Source organism: Bradyrhizobium forestalis, from assembly GCF_002795245.1.
GTDB classification, from domain to species: Bacteria; Pseudomonadota; Alphaproteobacteria; order Rhizobiales; family Xanthobacteraceae; genus Bradyrhizobium; species Bradyrhizobium forestalis.
Map to the genome: position 1 here is coordinate 1 of NZ_PGVG01000119.1, position 1,120 is coordinate 1,120.

The following is a 1,120-nucleotide window of genomic DNA, read 5'->3' on the forward strand; positions in this document are numbered from 1 at the left end:
GCTGCCCCTAGGACATCGGCTCGGGCATCGAGCCGCGCGCTGTCATAATCCTCTCCTGTCGTCATCAGCTTCCAGGCGATGCGTGCGGTCTTGTTGGCCAGCGCCACGGCTGCCTGCTTCGGCGTCTTGCGCTCGAGCAGGTCGAGCAGCCAGCGCGATCCACGACGGTGCTTCCCGGTCGCTTGCTTGACCACCGCGGTCGCCCCGACCACAAGAAGTTGACGTAATCTCTCGTCGCCGGCTCGGGTTATCTTGCCGAGCCTGGTCTTTCCCGCAGTGGAATGGTCCTTGGGCGTCAGGCCGAGCCAGGCGGCAAACAGTCGCCCCGAGCGGAAGGCGTGCGGATCGGGCGCTTTCATCACCAGTGCGGCGGCGGTGACCGGACCGATCCCCGGGATCTGCGCCAGGCGCCGGCTCAAGGCGTCGGCACGGTGCCAGGCCACAAGCTTGGCCTCGATCGCCTTCAGTTCGACCTGCACCTGGTCATATTGGCGAGCCAGCGTGACAAACAGCTCGCGAGCCAGCGCTGGAACGCGCTCGTCCCGCTCGATTGCGGCCAGGAACGCGGAAAGCTTGTCCAGCCCTTTGGCCTCGGTCAGGCCAAACTCCGCCGCATAACCGCGGATCGTGTTGCTCAGTTGCGTGCGCCGCATCACCAATTGCTCGCGTACGCCCAGCAGCATCAGCGCTGCCTGCTGTTCGGCCGTCTTCACCGGAACATAGCGCATCCGTGGCCGGCTCGCCGCCTCACACAGTCCCTCCGCATCGCGCCCGTCGTTCTTGTTGCGCGGCACGTACGGCTTGACCAGTTGCGGCGCGATCAGCTTGACCGTGTGCCCGAGCCTGCCAAGCTCCCGCGCCAGGTAGTGCGCGGCCCCGCACGCCTCGATCACAATCACCGTCGGCGCCAGCTTGGCGAAGAACTCCAGCATCGCCTTGCGGCTGAGCCGTTTGCGCAGCACCACCTGCTCCGACGCATCAACCCCATGAAGTTGGAAAATATGCTTCGACGTATCCATCCCAATGCGGATAATCTGGCTCACGGACGGCTCCTGTGAATGAGTGTGTGACAACCTCATTCTGGCACAAATGATGCCGTAGGGGGCCGTCCACACCATCA

The 1,120-nt window shown here is 64.5% G+C and carries 1 protein-coding gene; it reads right to left on the reverse strand.

Annotated elements, in window-relative coordinates; genetic code table 11:
• Positions 1-1,043 (reverse strand): IS110 family RNA-guided transposase (locus tag CVM73_RS38735; protein WP_100236939.1); only part of this gene is annotated, 1,043 nt, incomplete at its 3' end.
• Positions 1,044-1,120 lie beyond the last annotated feature (77 nt).